Origin of the sequence: Shewanella sp. N2AIL, assembly GCF_022690845.1 — a bacterium.
GTDB classification, from domain to species: domain Bacteria; phylum Pseudomonadota; class Gammaproteobacteria; order Enterobacterales; family Shewanellaceae; genus Shewanella; species Shewanella baltica.
Genome location: NZ_JALBYT010000008.1, coordinates 74,215 through 91,531, shown reverse-complemented (window position 1 = coordinate 91,531; position 17,317 = coordinate 74,215). Strand labels below are relative to the sequence as shown.

Below are 17,317 nucleotides of genomic sequence, written 5' to 3'. Positions count from 1 at the left end.
TGGTGTGAACGATTGCAGAGCCTGCGCTAAAAACCGTAAACTGAATGTCTTCTCCAGTCTGGCAATGGGATGAACAGTGCTATGAAATCATTATTTCCTATTTTTATCATTCTCTTATCTTTGGCTTTATTAATCCCTGGGGTGACTCAACCTATTTTGAGCATTAGCGGCACTATCGATAAGGCCAAGCTGACCGAGCAGGGCATAGAGCAAGTTGCTCAACGTTTCGATGAAGACTCGGGGCGCGACAGCGCTCGCGGTATGCTGAGTATGGTCAGTGGTTTGCTTGGGCTCAATAGCCTTAAGGGCGAAGTCGAAGTGCTACAGAAAACTCGCAGTATTTGGGGAACGGTAACCGAACTTTATCACTCTGGGAATGGGCTCGTCGCGGGATTAGTCATGTTATTCAGCGTGGTAGTGCCGGCCTTGAAGTTGAGTTTAATGCTGGCACAGCAATGTGTGAGTTCGATTGGTCTGAAACTGAGGATTAATGCCGTCGTCAATGCACTCGCTAAGTGGTCGATGGCCGATGTGTTTGTGGTGGCGCTGATCATCACCTTTATGGCGGGGAACGCCTCTGGTGGTATGGGGGAAATGCTAAAAACACAGGCGCAATTTGAAAATGGATTTTACTTCTTTACCGCGTACTGCATTTTATCGATATTGAGTGGTTTTTTAGTGCGGCGTCCAACGCCAATTTTGTAGCGAGTTTATAAGGCATGCCGACCTTAGCGATAAGGTCGGATGCCTAGATTTAACCGCGCAGTGAGTTAGGACAAAGTGCCATTTTGATAAATGGGCATAATCCAATAGCGGCAGGGATTATGTTTGCAGACCAAAGCCAGTGCAGCGAGCAGCGCCGCTTGTTGCGCAGCGGGGTGCATGATTTCGAACTTACAAAACTCCCGATAACCTTCCACTTGTTCCTTGATATTAAAATGGCTGTGTTCACGGCTAAAACCACAAATATTCCCTAGGCTAAAACCCGACAGAAACTCCAACTCTATCAAGGTATCGACTATGTCGTCCTTAATATCATTTTGGGCGATCAGTACTAACAGTTGTTCTGTGCTCATTTACGTTTCTCCAGCCAAAAATACAGAATTGGCAGTAAATACAGTGTGGTAATGGTTGAAGTGAGCAGGCCGCCAATCACCACAATCGCTAAAGGTTTTTGAATTTCAGCCCCAGGGCCCGAGGCAAACACCAGTGGCATAAGACCAAACATCGCCGTAGTCGCCGTCATCAAAATGGGGCGTAAACGCCGCGCCGCACCTTGTTCTACCCGTTCGCGCAGGTTGCTGAACATGTGCTTGGTTTGTTCGTAATAGCTGACCATTACCACGCCATTGAGCACAGCGACGCCGAGTAGGGCGATAAAGCCAACCGAGGCGGGCACTGATAAATATTCTCCTGACAAATACAGGCTAACTATGCCGCCCATCATAGCGAAGGGAACGTTAGCGAGGATTAAGCCCGCTTTGGCAAGCGAGCCAAATGTCGTGAATAAAATCAAAGTGATCAGTGCGATAGCAATGGGTATCACTAGTAGTAAATTGCTGGTGGCCCGCTGTTGGTTTTCAAACTCGCCACCAAAACTCACGCTATAACCGCTCGGGAGTTTGATTTCCTGCGCGATTTTAGCGTTGAGCTCTTCTACAAAACTCACTATATCGCGACCTTGCACGTTGGTGGTTATCACTGAAAAGCGATTCCCTTGCTCACGCTCGATAAGGATGGGGCCTTGCTTATAGCTTAAGGTGGCGACATCACTCAGGCGTTTTAAGGAGTGATCTGGCATCACCAGTAACTGATTTTTAAGCTCATTAATGCTACTTAAGTGGCTCTGATTGTTAGCAATCAGCACGGGGGTGCGCTTTTTACCTTGTAGCACTTCGGTCACTATTACGCCTTCGAGCTGGCTTTTCAGGTAGCGGGCAAACTCCATGGTGCTCATGCCAAAGCCTCGGGCGAGCTCGTTATCTAAGGTGAGGTTGATAAAAGGACTGCCTTCGATCATCGCCATTTTCACATCGACGCTGCCGCTGGTGGCATTAACCAGCTGTTGGATTTGGCTCGTGAGCTGACCTAAGGTGTCGATATCGTTACCAAAGACCTTGATCGCCACGTCGCCAATGCTGCCGGTGAGCATTTCGGATACGCGCATTTGTATCGGTTGAGTGAAGTTAAAATTAACGCCGGGATAGTCCAATAACACAGTGCGGATCGCATCGATAAGCGCTTCTTTATTTGCAAAGCGCCATTCGCTGCGTGGCAAAAGTTCTAAGAACACATCGGTTTCATTGAGTCCCATGGGGTCTAAGCCGATTTCATCCGCGCCAGTACGCGCCACCATCTGTTTGATTTCAGGAACTTTAGCCAGCAAGGTTTGCTGAATTTGCTTGTCGATGGCAATCGAAGCTTCGAGTGAAATCGACGGAGACTTCTCTAGCTGCAGAATAATGTCGCCCTCATCTAAGGTCGGCATAAAGGTTTTTCCCACTAACCCGAACAAGCCTAGGCTGACGATAAGCAAGCTAAAGGCGATCACTATAAAGCGTTTTTGATGGCTAAACGTGCCCTTGAGACTGCCCAGATAAAGCTGTTTAAGCTTTTCAATCGCCTTAGGTTCCTTGGCGGCTTTTTCGTTGACGAGATAAGAAGCGATAACCGGAATAACAGTTAACGACAACACCAGCGCCGACAGCATGGCAAACACGATAGTGACCGCAACTGGGGTAAAGAGTTTACCTTCGAGCCCGCTCAAGGTCAGCAAGGGCGAGAACACTATCATGACGATCACTGTGCCCGACACCACGGGAATGGCAACGTCCTTGGTCGCGCGAAAAATCAAATGCAGCCGCGGTAATCTCTGCTTAGTGGCGATGAGATTCACCATGTTTTCGACCACGACCACAGATGAATCCACTAACATGCCGATGGCGATAACGAGCCCGCCTAGACTCATTAAGTTCGCAGAAAGATTAAAGTAATCCATCATCAAAAACGTCATCAGCGCGGCGAGTGGTAGCGAGAGTGACACGACCAATGCGGCGCGCACGTTACCTAAAAACAACGCCAGCAAGATGATCACTAGCACTACGGCTTCGAATAAGGCATTGGAGATGGTATCTATCGCGGTATTGATCAGATTTGCGCGGTCGTAAAAGGTGTTTATCTGACTCCCTTCTGGCAAGGTTAGGCTGATTTGATCGAGCTTTTCCTTAATATTTTTGACCACTTGTGCAGTATTGGCGTCTTTCAGGGCGATGATTAAGGCTTCGGCGGTTTCGTTGCCGTCTTTAGTCACTGCGCCATAGCGGGCTAAGTGGCCAATTTGAATATCGGCCAAATCCTGCAGTCGATACACTCTGGCATCATCGGCCTTGATCACTAATTGTTTGAGTTCGTCGATATCATCGATGCGGCCTTCGGCGCGCACTATGATGGTGTCTGTGCCAATGGTGAGCTTACCTGCACCTTCGTTGTGATTATTCTCAACGATTGCCTGTTGCAGCGCCGCAAAGCTCACGCCCGCAGCCGCCATGGCCGCAGGTTTAGGGGTCACACTAAAGCTTTTAGCATAACCACCGAGGATATTCACATCGGCGACACCCGCAACGGTGCGTAACAGTGGGCGGATTTCCCATTCGAGCAACTGCCGTCTTTCCATTAGCGAAAGATTGGGATTTTCGAGTGAAAACATAAAGATTTCGCTGAGCGGCGTACTCATTGGCGCTACGCCACCTGTCACACCTTCAGGGAAACTGTTCCACACGGCGGCGATGCGCTCGCTCACCTGTTGGCGCGCCCAATAGATATCTGTACCTTGGTCAAAATCGAGGGTGATATCGCTTATAGCGTATTTAGTGGTCGAGCGCAGAATCGATTGATGGGGAATACCTAACAGTTCGGTTTCAATCGGCACGGTAATTTGCGCTTCAATTTCCTCCGGCGTCATACCGGGCGCCTTGAGGATGATCTTCACTTGTGTGGGCGAAATATCGGGAAAGGCATCCAAGGGAATGGAAAACCAGGCTCGCGCTCCCGCTAACATAATAATCAGCGCCACAATCAGCACAAATAGGCGCTGCGTGAGCGAAAAGCGGATGACTGAGGTCAACATCTTATTCGCCTCCTAGGCCAAGCATTATGCCTTTAACTGCGGCAACTGACTGGGATAACACTTGGATTTGGCTGAGATCTTTATCGCTTTCAACGATATATTGCTCTGGGGTTGAACCGAGAATATCGATCGTAATCGAGGTGAGCGTGTCGGCGGTTTTAGTGAAGACTTGGCTATCTTGCTCCCAACTAAAAACACTATTTTTAGGCAATAAATACACCGCCTTTTGATACTCGGGTATCACAGTGATCTGTTGTCCTAACAGTAAGTTACATTCCTGCGGCACGGGTGATGACCAAGCGGTCACGAAGGCACCTTCGGCGATGGCCGACATGGACTCAATGGCGATATGGCACTGATTGATGTTTACCGCCGAGAGCGAATGTGACTGGCTCATAGGCACGCTGACTTTGACGCGAATACTGTCGCTAGGCACCAGTGAAAATAGCTGCGAACCCGCCATATAAGGTCCATTCACTTGGTTGAGTTTAACGATCCCCGCCACTGGCGTGCCCACCACTAGGGAGTCTGTGGTGGCATCTGTGCTTTTGACTATCTCCATAAAATGCTGCATGTGCTCGTATTCGAGGTGAGTGCTGAAGTAGTCTTGGCTGATCTCGCGCCACTTTTCGGCGCTGATACTGCCATTGTTTAATAAGGGTTTATTACGCTCATAACGGCTTTTTGCCAGTTGATATAAGCTGCCAGCGGCTTCGACTTGGGCAAGGTAGTGGAACACTTCTGGCCCTGTCAGTTTGACTATCGCTTGGCCCTTAGTAACGAGCTGGCCTTGGCCGACGAGGAAGCTGATCTGCTGGATATTCTCCGGCGTGCTGATCCAGTAATCATTACCGGGGAGGATTTCAACCTGCGCGGGCAATGGGCTGCCCTCATAGCTGGCGACTTTCTGTGGTTGCACATAACTCAGGTCTAAATTACCGAGGGAACTAATTGTTAGGGATTCAGCCTGCGCTAACGTGGCTACACTGGCGGATAAACAGAAAAGGCATGCGCCGTACTTGGCCATCATAATGAAATTCCTAAGGCTTGCAGTTGTTGGGAGTGCAGTTGTTGCTGCGCGACTTGGTTCAGTGCCAAGCGGGATTCGGTATCGAGCGCATCCATATAGCGGCGCAGCCAGACTTCGTAGCTAACTTGATTTTGGTCTTTGACCTTGGCCAGCTCTTCAGTAATGGTGCGGCTAAGGTGTAAGGCTTGGGTTAGCAATGTCTGTTGGTCGAGTAAGTTTTGTTGCTGTTGCTCTAGCTTTTTAAGCTGAGTTTTTAGTTCGATATAGGTACGGTCGAGGTTGAGCGTGTGCTCGGTATTGGCTTGTTGCCATTGGGATAATTCGGTTTGCGATAGGGCAGAACCTAAAGTCAGTGGCACAGAAACGGCGATGCCAAGCTGTTGATCATCAACTTGGTTATCGGCGGTATTTTTAGCCGTGAGTGAGACTGTCCAAGGGTCTTTATCCCCCGCTTGCTGGCTCTGGATGATCAGTAGCTGTTGCTGCTTCTGCAGGCTTAATAATTGCCATAATGGATGCTGCGCGAGAATGTCATTGGGTTGGCTGCTGGCTGACAGTGGCCGCGCGGTTTCGGCTATGTCCTGCGGTATTTGCTCTTGTCCTGTCAGCTGTTGATAGAGGGCAAGCGCCTCAGCCTGTTGCTGATTAAGATCGACCCGCTCCAGTGCAATATCCACCAGTTCGCGTTCTAACAAGAGTATGTGGGCAATCGGTAGTTCGCCCGCATCTGTGAGTTGCTTTTGCTGACTATGAAGCTTGTCGAGTAATTGGCTCTTACGATCTAATTGGGCCAGTTTCACTGCAGCAAGACGATGTTCCCACAGGCTTTGTCGCAATAATCCCGATAAATACAGGCCTTGCAGCACGACTTGTTGCGCCTGAATGCCTTGGGTGAGTTGTTTAATCTGCTTGTCGCTGCTGTGCAAAGCAGGGGATTTTATTGGCAAATTGAGTGAGAGTTCCTGCTCGTAGCTGTTACCATTATCTAGGCTACCTAAGTGACTCAGGCTAATGCTCGGCAGGCCATTGAGCCAAGCTGAGCTGCTCAAGCTTATTTGTGATTGCGGTAACTGGCCGCCCGATTGAGATAGAGAATGTAATCTAGCTTGGCTGGTGGAGAGTGCTTGAGATAGCTCGGAATTCGCGGCGTGGCACAGGAAACTGCTGCTGACTAAGGTCGCCAACAGACATAACTTGATACAAGACGTACTGACAGACATAGGACGATTCTATGGTAATAAAGTGTGCTGTCAGTGTAGGGATTGGTGGGCGAAAGTCGTGGGGGACATGTATCATAAAACCGTCTATGGTACATATGTCCCATAAATTAATTGGTTGATTTTGCTTTTATTTAGGAGTTTTTCGATGAAGGATCTTGTCATTATTGGTCTGTTGGCCTTGATCATATGCTTTAAGCTTTTTGACATCTCATCCGACATTCAATTGGGCATTCCCCAGTGGCATATTGCCCAGGAAGCCATGTTATTAGTGCTCACTGTGATTGGTGCCATGTACTTAAGTTATGACCTTATTCGTCGCTCCCGCGAAGTGAAAGCGTTGGCTAAACGGTTGGAGCATGCGGATAAGAAAATCGACAATATGTCGACGCAAATGCGTTCTGCCAGACAAGAATACAGCCAAGCTGTATCGCAGCAATTCGAGACTTGGGGCTTTACTAAGAGTGAGCAGCAAGTGGCATTTTTATTACTTAAAGGCTTAAGTTTTAAAGAAATTGCCGAAGTTCGCCAGACTAAAGAAAAAACCGTCAGACAACAGGCATCGACCATTTATGGCAAAGCGGCTGTAGATGGACGCCACACTTTCTGTGCTTGGTTTATGGAAGACTTTATTCAAGAACATAATCAAGATCTTGCTGCGAATGAAGCGGCATCAAGTTCTAAGGCGGCTTAATCTGCACTGGATTGGCTTAGCTGTTATAGCTATTTGTTATTGAAAATCGATATTTGCTGAGTTTTTAGTTCTAAACAATAATGAGCATCCCCTAAGTTTGCAGGAAGATGCAATTGAAAAACTGGCTGATTATCGTGTTTTGCCTGATTGCCTTGGTCGCTTCGACGCAAACCACAGGACTCGTGCGTTCACTTATCGAATTTTCCGCCTTTGTAGGCGTCCTCTGCTGGGCTTGGCGAATGAAGCCGACGGCAGAGTAGACTGGCTTTCTGCTAAACCATACTTATTGAAAATAAAGAATATACACTAAAGACGTGATACCAATCGCTGCCCACAGCATGACCCCAAGCAACAAAGGTTTGGGGCCACTCGCCCGCATTTTCTGCACTGTAATTCCTGCACCAATCAAAAACAAACACAGGACTAATGCCCGTTTCGACATCATAAACAAGGTGTCATAAACAGCGTTAAACTGCGGTAACCAATGCGCCACAGCAATGGCTAAACAATAAAAACCGATAAAATACGGTAGGTTAAGTTTGCGCTTATCGCCACCAAACAGCATAGCGCTGACCAGTGCGATGGGGATAATCCACAGGGCGCGGGCGAGTTTTATGGTTGTGGCGGTTTTTAAGGCTTCATCGCCATAGGCCGAAGCGGCGCCGACAACCGATGAAGTATCGTGGATGGCGATGGCACTCCACACGCCAAAATCGTATTGGCTCATATTGAGCAAGTGACCGAGTGCGGGGAATAAAAACAGTGCGACAGAATTGAGCACAAATACGCAGGCTAACGCAGTGGCGGTTTGATCGTTACGCGCATTGATGGCTGGAGCCACAGCGGCAATGGCGCTGCCACCACAAATAGCAGTACCAGAGGCAATCAAATGACCCGTGACATGATCAAATTTCAGTGTTCGGGTGAGCACAAATCCTAAGCTGAGGGTGAAAAAGATTGAGCCAACTATCAAGCCGAAGTTGTGGGTGCTCGCCTCTATCGCCGCGTTTAAGTTAATCCCAAATCCTAAGCCAATGATCGAATAAGACAGGAGTTTTTTGGTGAGTGCGGCGATATTCCATTGCACTGGCACCCAGCCAAGGCTAGCTAAGGTAAAACCTAAGACTAGCGCCATGGGCGACGAGATAAAAGGCGCGAGGCATAACAAGCCCGCACAGATGAAAACGATGCGATGAGTCTTATTATCTTGCTGTGATATCGATGAAGAATTCATAACGCCTTAGGCTCGAGCGATTCGGTTTTATCGTTCCAACCATAGATCTTCACATTAAGCGACGGATACAAAATGGCGATCAATGGGGATTGATCATGGAGACAGATGCAAGGGGGCATTATAGCTGTGAGTATTAGCCTCAATAAAATCAATTAAACTTATCTAGTCAATCAGTTTTATTGACTCTTAGAAGGTTTGGCAAAGCAGGAGGGTAAATCGAAGAAGATGAACTGTGCTCAGTTCATCTTCTTAGCTAGATTATAAATGGCGAGGTTACAGAGCGTGAAATTATAAATTTACGATACTTTTCAGATTGTAATCGCTGCCATCCTTTGCGGTAAATAACTTATCTTGGGTGTCGTTGGCGCTGGACATCCCCGCATGTAACAGGCTGAGCCAATGGCGCGATGCGGCTGAACGTGACTCTGGTGTTCCGACGACCATGTTTAATGACGTTTCGATTTGGATATCTTCCAGATTGGCAACGTCTCTCGCCCCTATCATGCCATTGCGGTCGAAACTGAGTTCAACGTGGCAACCTAGGTCCTGCAACACTATGGCGCAAGGCGCATCTTTAGTGCCGTTAAAAGCCACAAACTGTTTTGGCTGACGTAAACCACTGTGGCTGCCGTCGGCAAAAAAGGCCAACAAGTGTTGGTAGTAAACCACATAGCTGCTCACATCTTGGTGTGAACCAGAGTTGAGTGGAAAGAGGCGGTCGAGGAATTGTTTCGCATTGGCGATCTTTTCGTGCTCGGCGACATTCACTTGGGCCACGGCTAGCACTTCTTCTGCGATGAGGCTGTTTAGATTCGGTTGGATCTGGTTGCTCTTGATAATTGACATATTCATCGCTCGTTCCTCTCACTCTTTCAATTTAAAAATTCAGGGTTTTGATTCAACTTTTGGTTTATCAAAGTTTGTTTTCAACTTGGCTTGTCCGCTTTAAGTGCTTGCCCGCTTTAAGGGTTAGTGGTTAAGCATTTCTTGAATGGGCTGACTCCGCTGGTTTGCTTGAGTCGTTTCTTGATTGCTTAATTTGTAGTCTAGTCTTTTTTTGACTACAATTTCACAATAAAAATTTTACACTGTGAATTTTACAAAATGCGCAATGACCAGAGCTTGATGAGAAAATCACACTTCCTAGGTACAAAAATACGTAACCTACGGAAACGTAATAACTTAACCATGGAAGATTTGTCGGCACGCTGCATTCGAGTCGACGCCGGAAGTGCGCCCTCTGTGTCATATTTGTCGATGATCGAGCGTGGAAAACGAGTGCCGAGTGCCGGAATGCTGGCTGTGATCGCCGCTGTTTTTCAAAAAGATGCCGACTGGTTCCTTGATGATGTACCTGAAGAAAGCGCCATTACGCCAGATAAAGGTCGCCGAGGTGGCATAAGCGGTATGGCGCTCGAACCCAGTTTTTTGTTTTCCAATGATATTTTGCAAATCGCGATACCAGAAATGCTGTCGCAGACGGGGATTTCAGGTCGGCAGTTTGCCCATTTATTGATCCGCGCCCATCAAGAACACCATCAAAATCATTTTCCCGATCTTGAACGTGCCGCCGAAGAAGTCGGCCTCAAGCGTATGCCCTTATCTCTGGACGATATGATGGATATTGCTAAGGGCATGGGATTAAAAATCAAATGGATAGATAGCACACCACAGGAAGTGATCGACGATATGGGCGTGAGTTCACGCCAGTTAGTCACCTCATTTTTTGAGCCGCCCAGCACAATTTATGTGAATAAAATCCTTAAAAATCGTCCTAATAGACTCAAATATGACTTAGCCGTGCACATAGGTCATTGTGTGTTGCACAACAAAGACGGCCTCAAGAGTGTGATGACCTCAGGCCGTAAAGAGGAAGTGGACGAAGAAGCGGGTATGCAGTCCAATACTTTGAACGCGCAGGATATTTTACATGCCTGGCGTGACTTTGAATCGAGCTTTTTCGCCGGTGCGCTGCTGTGCCCTAAAGTGCCTTATCGCCAATTACTCGACCGCCACGGTTACGAGATTGAAGTACACAAGCAACTGCAAGTATCAGCCTCGGTCGCCATGCGGCGCATGACAGTCGTCTCTCCTTATCCCCATTGGCATTATTTCGACGCTTACGCACCGGGCAAGCTCAAGGCGGTTTATCGCGGCAACGGGATCCCACTGCCTTGGGGCAATATGCGGTTAGTGGAAGACCCTTGTCAGCATTGGGCAGTCTTTAGGATGATCAGCGAGCCAACGGTCGGCACTTCGGCACAGATTTCGATTTTAAACGTCGGCAACGAACCACGCATTTACTGCTGTGAGTCGATTAAAGTCGAAGATTCGGCTGGCAACCCGCATGTCCTCTGTGCCGGTATTGATTTGAATCCGGCGATTGAAGCCCAAGGTAAAGATGCCCTGTCTATCGCCCACGATTTGAAAGATGCCTGTGTCGCCAGTGGCGGTTCAGTCACAATTCCAAAACACATTAAAAGTGATCTGGTGAGCGTCGCAAAAATTCTCAATATCAACTGGATAGAGCGCGGGATCAAAAACGACGCCCGCCTGATTTGCTCCCGCGGCGCCGTGTGTCCACGCCAACCGAGTTGCTATCAAGCGGGTAAGTCACAGTGTGATGGGGAATAAGTTTGGGTTAATCACTGTTGTGATTTTATTATCAAGCTGCGCTTGATTAACGTCGTGGGTCTTCAACCCACACCCGACCAAGAGGGGATCAACAGCAATTCCCTCTTGGATCTCCCTTGCCGCCCCCAACGGAGTTGAAAGCCCCTTGTGCTCATTGGCAAATTTGCTATCGCTTCCGAAGGATGCGTCCATGCACCTGCGAAAGCTAGCTCGCCTTCCATGGCGAGACTCACGCGAATTTACCATTCGCCCTGCGGCAACTCCGAGGGGGAATTGTATTCTGCGACATCAGGTATGAAATTTAGGCCCGAAGAGATTTGTCTGTCATGTCTTTTGGGTGTTAGGTAAGAACATTAAAGGAACTAAATATGAATAGGCTATGGGTGCTAGTGCTAGTATTTTTAATGAGTAATTTGATATCAGTTGCTTACGCTAAAAACTGTAAGAAAGGCCAACCATGTGGTAATTCATGCATTTCGTGGAATAAAACTTGCCATGTTGGTACATCAAGTCAGAGCTATAAATCGTCTACATTGTACGGCGCAAATAATATCCAATCCTCTGGTGTTAAAGGTACCAGCGAACCTACATCTGAGAATGTACAAGTATTTGAAGTTACAGTAGATAAGCTCAATGTTAGAGATAAGCCTAATCGTAATGGATATCTACTCGGCTCACTTTTAAAAGGAGAGCGTATTGAAGTTATTACCACCAGTGGTGACTGGAAGGTTTTTTTATATAAAAACCAAGTTGCTTGGGTACTTTCGGTTTATTTGAAGCCTTTGTAAGGGCGAGTCACTGGAATGTGGGTGCTTAATTAGCTATATCGTCACTCGATGTGTATATGGCTTTAAAAAAGAACTCATCTCACAATCCCTACTCTATGATTTTTATCAATTAGCCCCGCTCATAATCGATCTCATTCGGTATTTAATATAACAAACCGAGCAAGCACACTACGGTGCTGGCGGGTAATATGGGCTGTAACCAGCGTGGCTTGTAGCTGAGTAAAATTACTAGGATTATCGAACTTAAACACACCCAGCCGAGCAGTAATACGCTGGCGTACGCTGGGCCGTAATGACGACTGGCAAGCCAATAGCACAGGACGAGCGTTGCAGTACCAGCGGTGCGAAATCCGCGTGCCTGTGCATCGGTTAACGGGCGGTTACGCACGGCGCGGTGGTGGCTAAAATAAGATAAGGCCAACAGCCCCATGGCGATAAAACAGGTTAACAATTCGACTGTGGCTGTCATGATTCAACTCCTAATTCTGCGGTCGCTTTGGTTGGCCGTGTAGCCAGCACTTTTTTAGGGCTACGCAAGCGTTTGGCTGCCATGTAAAATAGCGCCGCAAGTGCGAGCATCATCAGATCAAATCCTGCGAGAACATAGGCTTGGCGCTGTAGATTACTTATCAGCTGATACTGCGAAGTCATGGCATTGAGCAGGGGTAACAGGCCATAAAGCAAGGCGGTGAGTAAAAAGAGTCGTTGCCATGTTTGTTTATCTCGTTTGAAGCAAGCGAGCAGTGCGACTAACGCCCAACTGATAAAGAAACAATGGATTTCCCAGTTCTCTCTATCTGCAAAGGTGACAGGTAAGAGTCGATTGGCGTAGAAATAACTCGCTAACGCTATGGGCAAGCCAGCAAAGGTGGCGAGATTCAACATGTTCACTAGCGTGAGCCCGCTATGATTCTTATCTTTTTTAAGCTGCTTTTGTGCCAGTTTTTCGGCCCACATAATTGCGCCGCTGGCGATCATCACGCAGCCCGTTAATCCCGCCAGTAAATACAGTAAACGTAGGCCTTGGCCAGCAAAGCGACCACTGTGCAAGGCTATCATGGCACTTTGGGTTTGATTCGCTCCCGAAGTCACTGCCGACTGCGCCAACACAGCACCTGTCACAGTAGACAAGTGATACCAAGGCGCTTGCTGATTTAAGTTGTGCTCAGGGGCGATTTTGACTGTTACGCTGGCATTGCTGTCGTTGAGATTATCAAACTGCAAGCCTTCAATTGGTGACTCACCCACGACACTGTGGATCGCACTGAGTAAACTCTGACTATCGAGCATAGTGGCTGGCGTGCCCGTGGCGGCGGGAGTTTGGTAAATGGGTTTCCATTGCGAATAAAAGGCTTGAGTTTCATCACCATATTGCGTGTTAAGTCCCCATGGCATATACATAAACATCAAAGTCACTAGGCCGGTGTAAGTGATCATAAGATGAAAGGGCAATGCGAGCACTGAGCTGGCGACATGGGCATCTAACCAAGAGCGCGGGCCTTTTCCGGGGCGAAAACTAAAGAAATCCTTAAAAATACGTTTGTGGATCACTATCCCGCTGATGATGGCGACCAACATGAACATAGTGCAAAAGCCGACAATCCAACGCGCTGTGAGCACACTCATATAGTACAAGTCGAAATGCAGTCGATAGAGAAAGTCGCCCCCTCGGCTTTCCCGTGCTTTAGGTAAGGCTTCACCTGTTGCAGGGTTAATAAAGCCTTGATGATAATCACCAAATCGCTGTTCTTCAGCGGCGGGATCGCTCCATGCATAGGTCAGTAATGGCGTGCGCTGTGTGGGTAAGTAAATCCACCACGACTCAGCGTCAGGCGCTTGTTGTGCCAAGGACGTGAGGCCCTTGAGTATCAATTGTTGATTATCCGCATGGGCATCATATTGGCTGCCGTGGTTTTCGGGTTGCATCCATAGGTTAATTTCAGCACGGTAATAGGCCGCTGTTCCGGCAAAAAACACCAGAAATAACACCCAGCAGGTGAGTAATCCCACCCAAGTGTGTAGCCAAGTCATTGAACGAAAAAAGGAGTCTTTCATAATCCGCCACCTTGAATAGGATTGATATCCAACGCCTTAGCGGCAAGGTAGGCTAAATACAGCAGACCGCTAAGCGCGAATAAATCCAGCCAGTATCGCCACGTTGATTTAACGCTGAACACCCAAATCACGGCGCAGGTGTACACAGTAAATGACAGCATCATGGCGGTTAACACCCGATCAACCTGAGATAACGGCAGGATTTGCGCGAGCAAAATGGTCGCGACCGCACCTAACAAATAACCCCCGAATATGGCCGCGAGGCAGCGATTACCTATGTGCAGACTATCGCGCCAAATAGCGGAATTTTTCCAACGCGTTAGTCTTTGCATTAACGGCTGAGTCATGGCGATTTTCTCAATCATGATGGCGTGCCACTTTGGCTGAACTGGCGGTTAAATTGGCCCTGTTGGTGTAGGACAACACAGAGATTAACAGGGCGGGCAAAAAGGTTAAGCTGAGGAGCGTTGCCACGATAAGGCCTGCCAACACAACTATGCCAACGCCGCGGTAGAGCTCGCTGCCCGCACCGGGGAATAACACCAGCGGCAATAGACCAAACAAGGTCGTCGCGGTGGACATTAAAATCGGCCGTAAGCGATTAGCGACGGCCGATTTTACGGCGTCAACGACACTAAACAGACCCGATTGCAGGTTTTTACGGCTTTGCTCCACGATCAAAATCGGGTTATTAACGACTGTGCCGAGCAGGATTAAAAATCCAAGCATGGTAATCATATCAAAGGGTTGGTGCCAACCTTGGCCGCCAAGATACGCAAACAAGCTGCCAGTATAATTAAGCACTTGTAAGCCGACTAACCCGCCTGCGAGCCCGAGTGGGATAGTGATCAGCACAAATAACGGATAACCCCAGTGATTAAAAATTGCGACTAATAACAAGTAGATGATCAATACGGCGACCAGAAAATTGCTTGAAAGTGCCGCTTTCGTCGCTTCGAGCTGATCGGCTGCGCCTGAAATATCCAAACTGACATCTTTGCCGACCGCCCCTTGTTGATAGAGGATTGGGACTAATTCTTCCCGCACCTTAGCCACTGCGGTTTCCAGCGCAATGGCGCGCGGCGGAATGATGTAAAGGGTCACGGTTCTGCGGCCATCGACGCGGCGTAAACTGTCGCTATCCATCTGCTCGCTAATATCGGCCAAGGCTTGCAGTGGCAGTACATTCCCCTTAGGCGTCACTATCGGTGCGAGCGCCAATTGCGACAGGCTCTGTTGATTGCCCGCAAGGCTAAAGAGGAAGATATCAACCTTGTTATCATTGAGGAAAAACTCGTCGACATAGGCGCCATCGCTCAGTGCCGAAACCGCATAGCCAAACTCGCTGCCGCTAAAGTCTTGTTCTACAAGACGTTGCCAGCGAGGGGAAATCTGCCACAGCGGTTGATCTAGCGACAAGGTTGATGGGTCTGAATACAGCTGTGGTTCGGCAAATACTTTTTCCGCCGCTTGATACGCCGCTTCGGCAGCACGATAGAGGCTGGCTTGATTCGGGCCAGAAATATCCAAGGCGACTGCGCGGGTGCCGCCATCGTTGCTAGAAATAATCGACCCCCGCGATGAATAGGCGCGCATGCCCGGATATTGCTCAAACAAGGCAGTGAGTGAGCTCATCATGGCCTCCATATCTTGGCTGCGAACGGGTTCGCTCATCACCCAAATACTGCCGACACCTACGCTGAGGGTATAGTATTTTAGCGGCGGAATTTTTTGCTCACCAGATTCAAAGGATGCCGCCTCGGCATTGACTCTCGCAGAAAGCTGAGTCGTTAATTCTTCTGCAATTTTAGCCATTTCCGACAGGTTGTAACCCGGAGGCGCGACCATAGAGGTAAAGGCTTTTGGTTCTTCACCTTCGGGTAAATATTCGGCCGGAGGCATAAGCCAAGCTGCAAGCCCAATCGTCGAGACGAGTGATAGCACAATCACAGCGGCGCGGCGTTTTGCCGATAGCACCAGCTGGCTGACTAAGATCAATATGCGTGATGCTTTGGGCGGCTCACTTTGGTCTGTGCTTGCCGAGCGCATCTTACCGAAGCCAAAACGTGCAATAGCGGCGGGTACGATGAACACTGCGACCAACATAGAAGCGACAATGGATGAAGCGATGGCAATCGCGATATCCGAGTACAGTTGTCCCGCTTCTTGTTTGATAAATAGAATGGGCACAAACACCAGCACTGTGGTGAGTGTCGAGGCCAGTACCGCAGGCCACACATCGTAGATACCACTTATGGCTGCTTCGAGACGATCTAATCCGCGTCTGCGTGCTTGTTCAATGCTTTCGAGCACCACAATGCTGTTATCGACTGTCATGCCTATGGCAAAGGCCACACCCGCGAGGGAAATGACATTGATGGTGCGATTAAATACCAGTAGCCCGACGAAGGCGGCTAAGGTACACAGCGGAATACCGATAACACCAATCAGGGTGGCTCGACTCGAGCGCAAGAAGAGGTACATGACCAAGGTTGCCAGTAAGGCTCCTAGGCCCAAATTCACCCACACATTTTCAACCGAATCTTGCACATAGCGCACATCATCACTGAATAACTCTAATTGCATGGCGTGCTGGGCGAGTTGATTTTGATTGATCTGCGCTACCACTGGCATCATGGCGGCTTTGATGGCGATAACGTTAGAACCGACGTCCCGCTTAACCGCTAAGCTGAGGGTACGTTCTTGTTCGGCAAAGGACAGCTCACGGATCTCAGCGTGGTCGAGTTTTATCTCGGCCACGTCTTGCAGCAGAATATTCGTATTACCTTGGCGTTTTAAAATCAGTTGCTTAAGTTGATTTAAATCCTCGAAACGGCCAATCACCCGCAGTAAATAACGTTTTTTACCACTGTCGATATCGCCCGCAGAGGTGTCTTTGTTGCGATCTCTAATGGCTTGGCGCACATCCATAATGCTGATGCCGCGTTGGGCGAGTTTGGCGGGATCGAGCAGTATTTGGATTTGCCGTTCGGCACCGCCTTGAATAGTGACGGAGGAAACACCTTTGACGCGCTCCATTTGTGGGCGAATGAAGTCGTTCGCGAAATCGCGCATCATGTCTATATCTAGATTCAGCGGGTTGCCTGCGACTGGCACGAGACGGAAATACATGAAAGCGTTGTCTGAATATGAACTGCTGTAAAGCCGTGGTTGGTCGACGTTTTCTGGATAAGACGATACTTGGCTGAGCGCATTGCTAACACGAATAAGCGCGTCACTGATCTCAGTGCTTTGGGGGAATTCGAGTTCTATCCATGCTGAACCGGTATCGGCCCAAGAGGTCATGCGTTGTAAGTTGGGTAGGGTGCGCAGGTAGCGTTCCTGCTCAAGCAGAATTTCTTTTTCGACGTCTTGCGGTGTCGCTCCCGGCCAACCAGTGGCCACGCTGATGGTGCGCACATCTAAGTCGGGGATCATTTGGATTGGGATACGCAGTGCTACAGCCGTGCCCAATACGCAAAATATCAGGACTATGACCGACAGTAAGGTGCCATGTTTAATTCCAAACTTCAGCATCC

15 protein-coding genes are annotated in these 17,317 nt (G+C 48.6%); 5 read left to right on the top strand and 10 right to left on the bottom strand.

Annotation, left to right across the window (positions count from 1 at the left end; genetic code table 11):
• Positions 1-69: 69 nt before the first annotated feature.
• Entirely contained in the window at positions 70-705 is a 636-nt protein-coding gene (locus tag MO387_RS07030) for a paraquat-inducible protein A (RefSeq protein WP_011845398.1), read from the top strand.
• A 65-nt stretch (positions 706-770) separates the two neighbouring features.
• Here MO387_RS07030 and MO387_RS07025 read toward each other — a convergent pair whose 3' ends face one another.
• Genes MO387_RS07025 through MO387_RS07010 form a run of 4 tightly spaced genes read right to left on the bottom strand, consistent with a single transcriptional unit; the run spans position 771 to position 6,376 of the window.
• Positions 771-1,076 carry a DUF3240 family protein gene (locus tag MO387_RS07025; RefSeq protein ID WP_006079422.1) on the bottom strand — a complete coding sequence of 102 codons (306 nt, stop codon included), beginning with the start codon at positions 1,074-1,076 and terminating at the stop codon, positions 771-773.
• The gene (locus MO387_RS07020) at positions 1,073-4,126 is read right to left on the bottom strand and encodes a CusA/CzcA family heavy metal efflux RND transporter (RefSeq protein ID WP_242326149.1); all 3,054 of its coding nucleotides are present in this window, start codon (positions 4,124-4,126) and stop codon (positions 1,073-1,075) included. The genes MO387_RS07025 and MO387_RS07020 overlap by 4 nt, the downstream gene beginning before the upstream one ends.
• Position 4,127: 1 nt before the next feature.
• A complete protein-coding gene (locus MO387_RS07015; RefSeq protein WP_242326148.1) occupies positions 4,128-5,156 on the bottom strand; it encodes a membrane fusion-like protein in 1,029 nt (342 codons plus the stop codon).
• A complete protein-coding gene (locus tag MO387_RS07010; protein WP_107950002.1) occupies positions 5,153-6,376 on the bottom strand; it encodes a metal transporter in 1,224 nt (407 codons plus the stop codon). Before MO387_RS07010 ends, MO387_RS07015 begins: the two co-directional genes overlap by 4 nt.
• A gap of 145 nt (positions 6,377-6,521) precedes the next feature.
• Here MO387_RS07010 and MO387_RS07005 point away from each other — a divergent pair, with 145 nt between their 5' ends.
• Positions 6,522-7,067: a LuxR C-terminal-related transcriptional regulator gene (locus MO387_RS07005; RefSeq protein ID WP_006079428.1), complete on the top strand. Its 546-nt coding sequence runs from the start codon at positions 6,522-6,524 to the stop codon at positions 7,065-7,067.
• A 113-nt stretch (positions 7,068-7,180) separates the two neighbouring features.
• On the top strand, positions 7,181-7,327 hold the full coding sequence (locus MO387_RS07000; RefSeq protein WP_086014207.1) for a hypothetical protein: 147 nt from the start codon (positions 7,181-7,183) through the stop codon (positions 7,325-7,327).
• 23 nt (positions 7,328-7,350) lie between these two features.
• On the opposite strand, the gene MO387_RS06995 is transcribed toward MO387_RS07000, so the two are convergent.
• Both MO387_RS06995 and MO387_RS06990 read right to left on the bottom strand, forming a co-directional pair.
• Positions 7,351-8,301, bottom strand: coding sequence for a putative sulfate exporter family transporter (locus MO387_RS06995; RefSeq protein ID WP_107950000.1), 951 nt, complete (start codon positions 8,299-8,301; stop codon positions 7,351-7,353).
• Positions 8,302-8,589: 288 nt separating this feature from the next.
• Entirely contained in the window at positions 8,590-9,153 is a 564-nt protein-coding gene (locus MO387_RS06990; protein WP_012090627.1) for a malate synthase, read from the bottom strand.
• A 252-nt stretch (positions 9,154-9,405) separates the two neighbouring features.
• Here MO387_RS06990 and MO387_RS06985 point away from each other — a divergent pair, with 252 nt between their 5' ends.
• Positions 9,406-10,935, top strand: a complete 1,530-nt coding sequence (locus MO387_RS06985) for a DUF3612 domain-containing protein (protein WP_107949998.1) — start codon at positions 9,406-9,408, stop codon at positions 10,933-10,935.
• A gap of 368 nt (positions 10,936-11,303) precedes the next feature.
• Entirely contained in the window at positions 11,304-11,723 is a 420-nt protein-coding gene (locus MO387_RS06980; RefSeq protein ID WP_107949993.1) for an SH3 domain-containing protein, read from the top strand.
• Positions 11,724-11,865: 142 nt separating this feature from the next.
• Here the strand turns inward: MO387_RS06980 and MO387_RS06975 are convergent, their stop codons facing one another.
• The 4 genes from MO387_RS06975 to MO387_RS06960 are packed head-to-tail and all read right to left on the bottom strand — an operon-like array spanning position 11,866 to position 17,315.
• Positions 11,866-12,192, bottom strand: coding sequence for a DUF3325 domain-containing protein (locus MO387_RS06975; RefSeq protein WP_012090624.1), 327 nt, complete (start codon positions 12,190-12,192; stop codon positions 11,866-11,868).
• Positions 12,189-13,778, bottom strand: coding sequence for a PepSY-associated TM helix domain-containing protein (locus tag MO387_RS06970; RefSeq protein ID WP_107949990.1), 1,590 nt, complete (start codon positions 13,776-13,778; stop codon positions 12,189-12,191). The genes MO387_RS06975 and MO387_RS06970 overlap by 4 nt, the downstream gene beginning before the upstream one ends.
• On the bottom strand, positions 13,775-14,143 hold the full coding sequence (locus MO387_RS06965) for a hypothetical protein (protein WP_107949988.1): 369 nt from the start codon (positions 14,141-14,143) through the stop codon (positions 13,775-13,777). The genes MO387_RS06970 and MO387_RS06965 overlap by 4 nt, the downstream gene beginning before the upstream one ends.
• On the bottom strand, positions 14,136-17,315 hold the full coding sequence (locus MO387_RS06960; protein WP_107949985.1) for an efflux RND transporter permease subunit: 3,180 nt from the start codon (positions 17,313-17,315) through the stop codon (positions 14,136-14,138). Before MO387_RS06960 ends, MO387_RS06965 begins: the two co-directional genes overlap by 8 nt.
• Positions 17,316-17,317 lie beyond the last annotated feature (2 nt).

Coding starts and splice junctions, on each gene's coding strand:
- MO387_RS07030 (WP_011845398.1), top strand. CDS start 70: ATGAACAGTGCTATGAAATCATTATTTCCTATTTTTATCATTCTCTTA.
- MO387_RS07025 (WP_006079422.1), bottom strand. CDS start 1,076: ATGAGCACAGAACAACTGTTAGTACTGATCGCCCAAAATGATATTAAG.
- MO387_RS07020 (WP_242326149.1), bottom strand. CDS start 4,126: ATGTTGACCTCAGTCATCCGCTTTTCGCTCACGCAGCGCCTATTTGTG.
- MO387_RS07015 (WP_242326148.1), bottom strand. CDS start 5,156: ATGATGGCCAAGTACGGCGCATGCCTTTTCTGTTTATCCGCCAGTGTA.
- MO387_RS07010 (WP_107950002.1), bottom strand. CDS start 6,376: ATGTCTGTCAGTACGTCTTGTATCAAGTTATGTCTGTTGGCGACCTTA.
- MO387_RS07005 (WP_006079428.1), top strand. CDS start 6,522: ATGAAGGATCTTGTCATTATTGGTCTGTTGGCCTTGATCATATGCTTT.
- MO387_RS06995 (WP_107950000.1), bottom strand. CDS start 8,301: ATGAATTCTTCATCGATATCACAGCAAGATAATAAGACTCATCGCATC.
- MO387_RS06990 (WP_012090627.1), bottom strand. CDS start 9,153: ATGAATATGTCAATTATCAAGAGCAACCAGATCCAACCGAATCTAAAC.
- MO387_RS06985 (WP_107949998.1), top strand. CDS start 9,406: ATGCGCAATGACCAGAGCTTGATGAGAAAATCACACTTCCTAGGTACA.
- MO387_RS06980 (WP_107949993.1), top strand. CDS start 11,304: ATGAATAGGCTATGGGTGCTAGTGCTAGTATTTTTAATGAGTAATTTG.
- MO387_RS06975 (WP_012090624.1), bottom strand. CDS start 12,192: ATGACAGCCACAGTCGAATTGTTAACCTGTTTTATCGCCATGGGGCTG.
- MO387_RS06970 (WP_107949990.1), bottom strand. CDS start 13,778: ATGAAAGACTCCTTTTTTCGTTCAATGACTTGGCTACACACTTGGGTG.
- MO387_RS06965 (WP_107949988.1), bottom strand. CDS start 14,143: ATGATTGAGAAAATCGCCATGACTCAGCCGTTAATGCAAAGACTAACG.
- MO387_RS06960 (WP_107949985.1), bottom strand. CDS start 17,315: ATGCTGAAGTTTGGAATTAAACATGGCACCTTACTGTCGGTCATAGTC.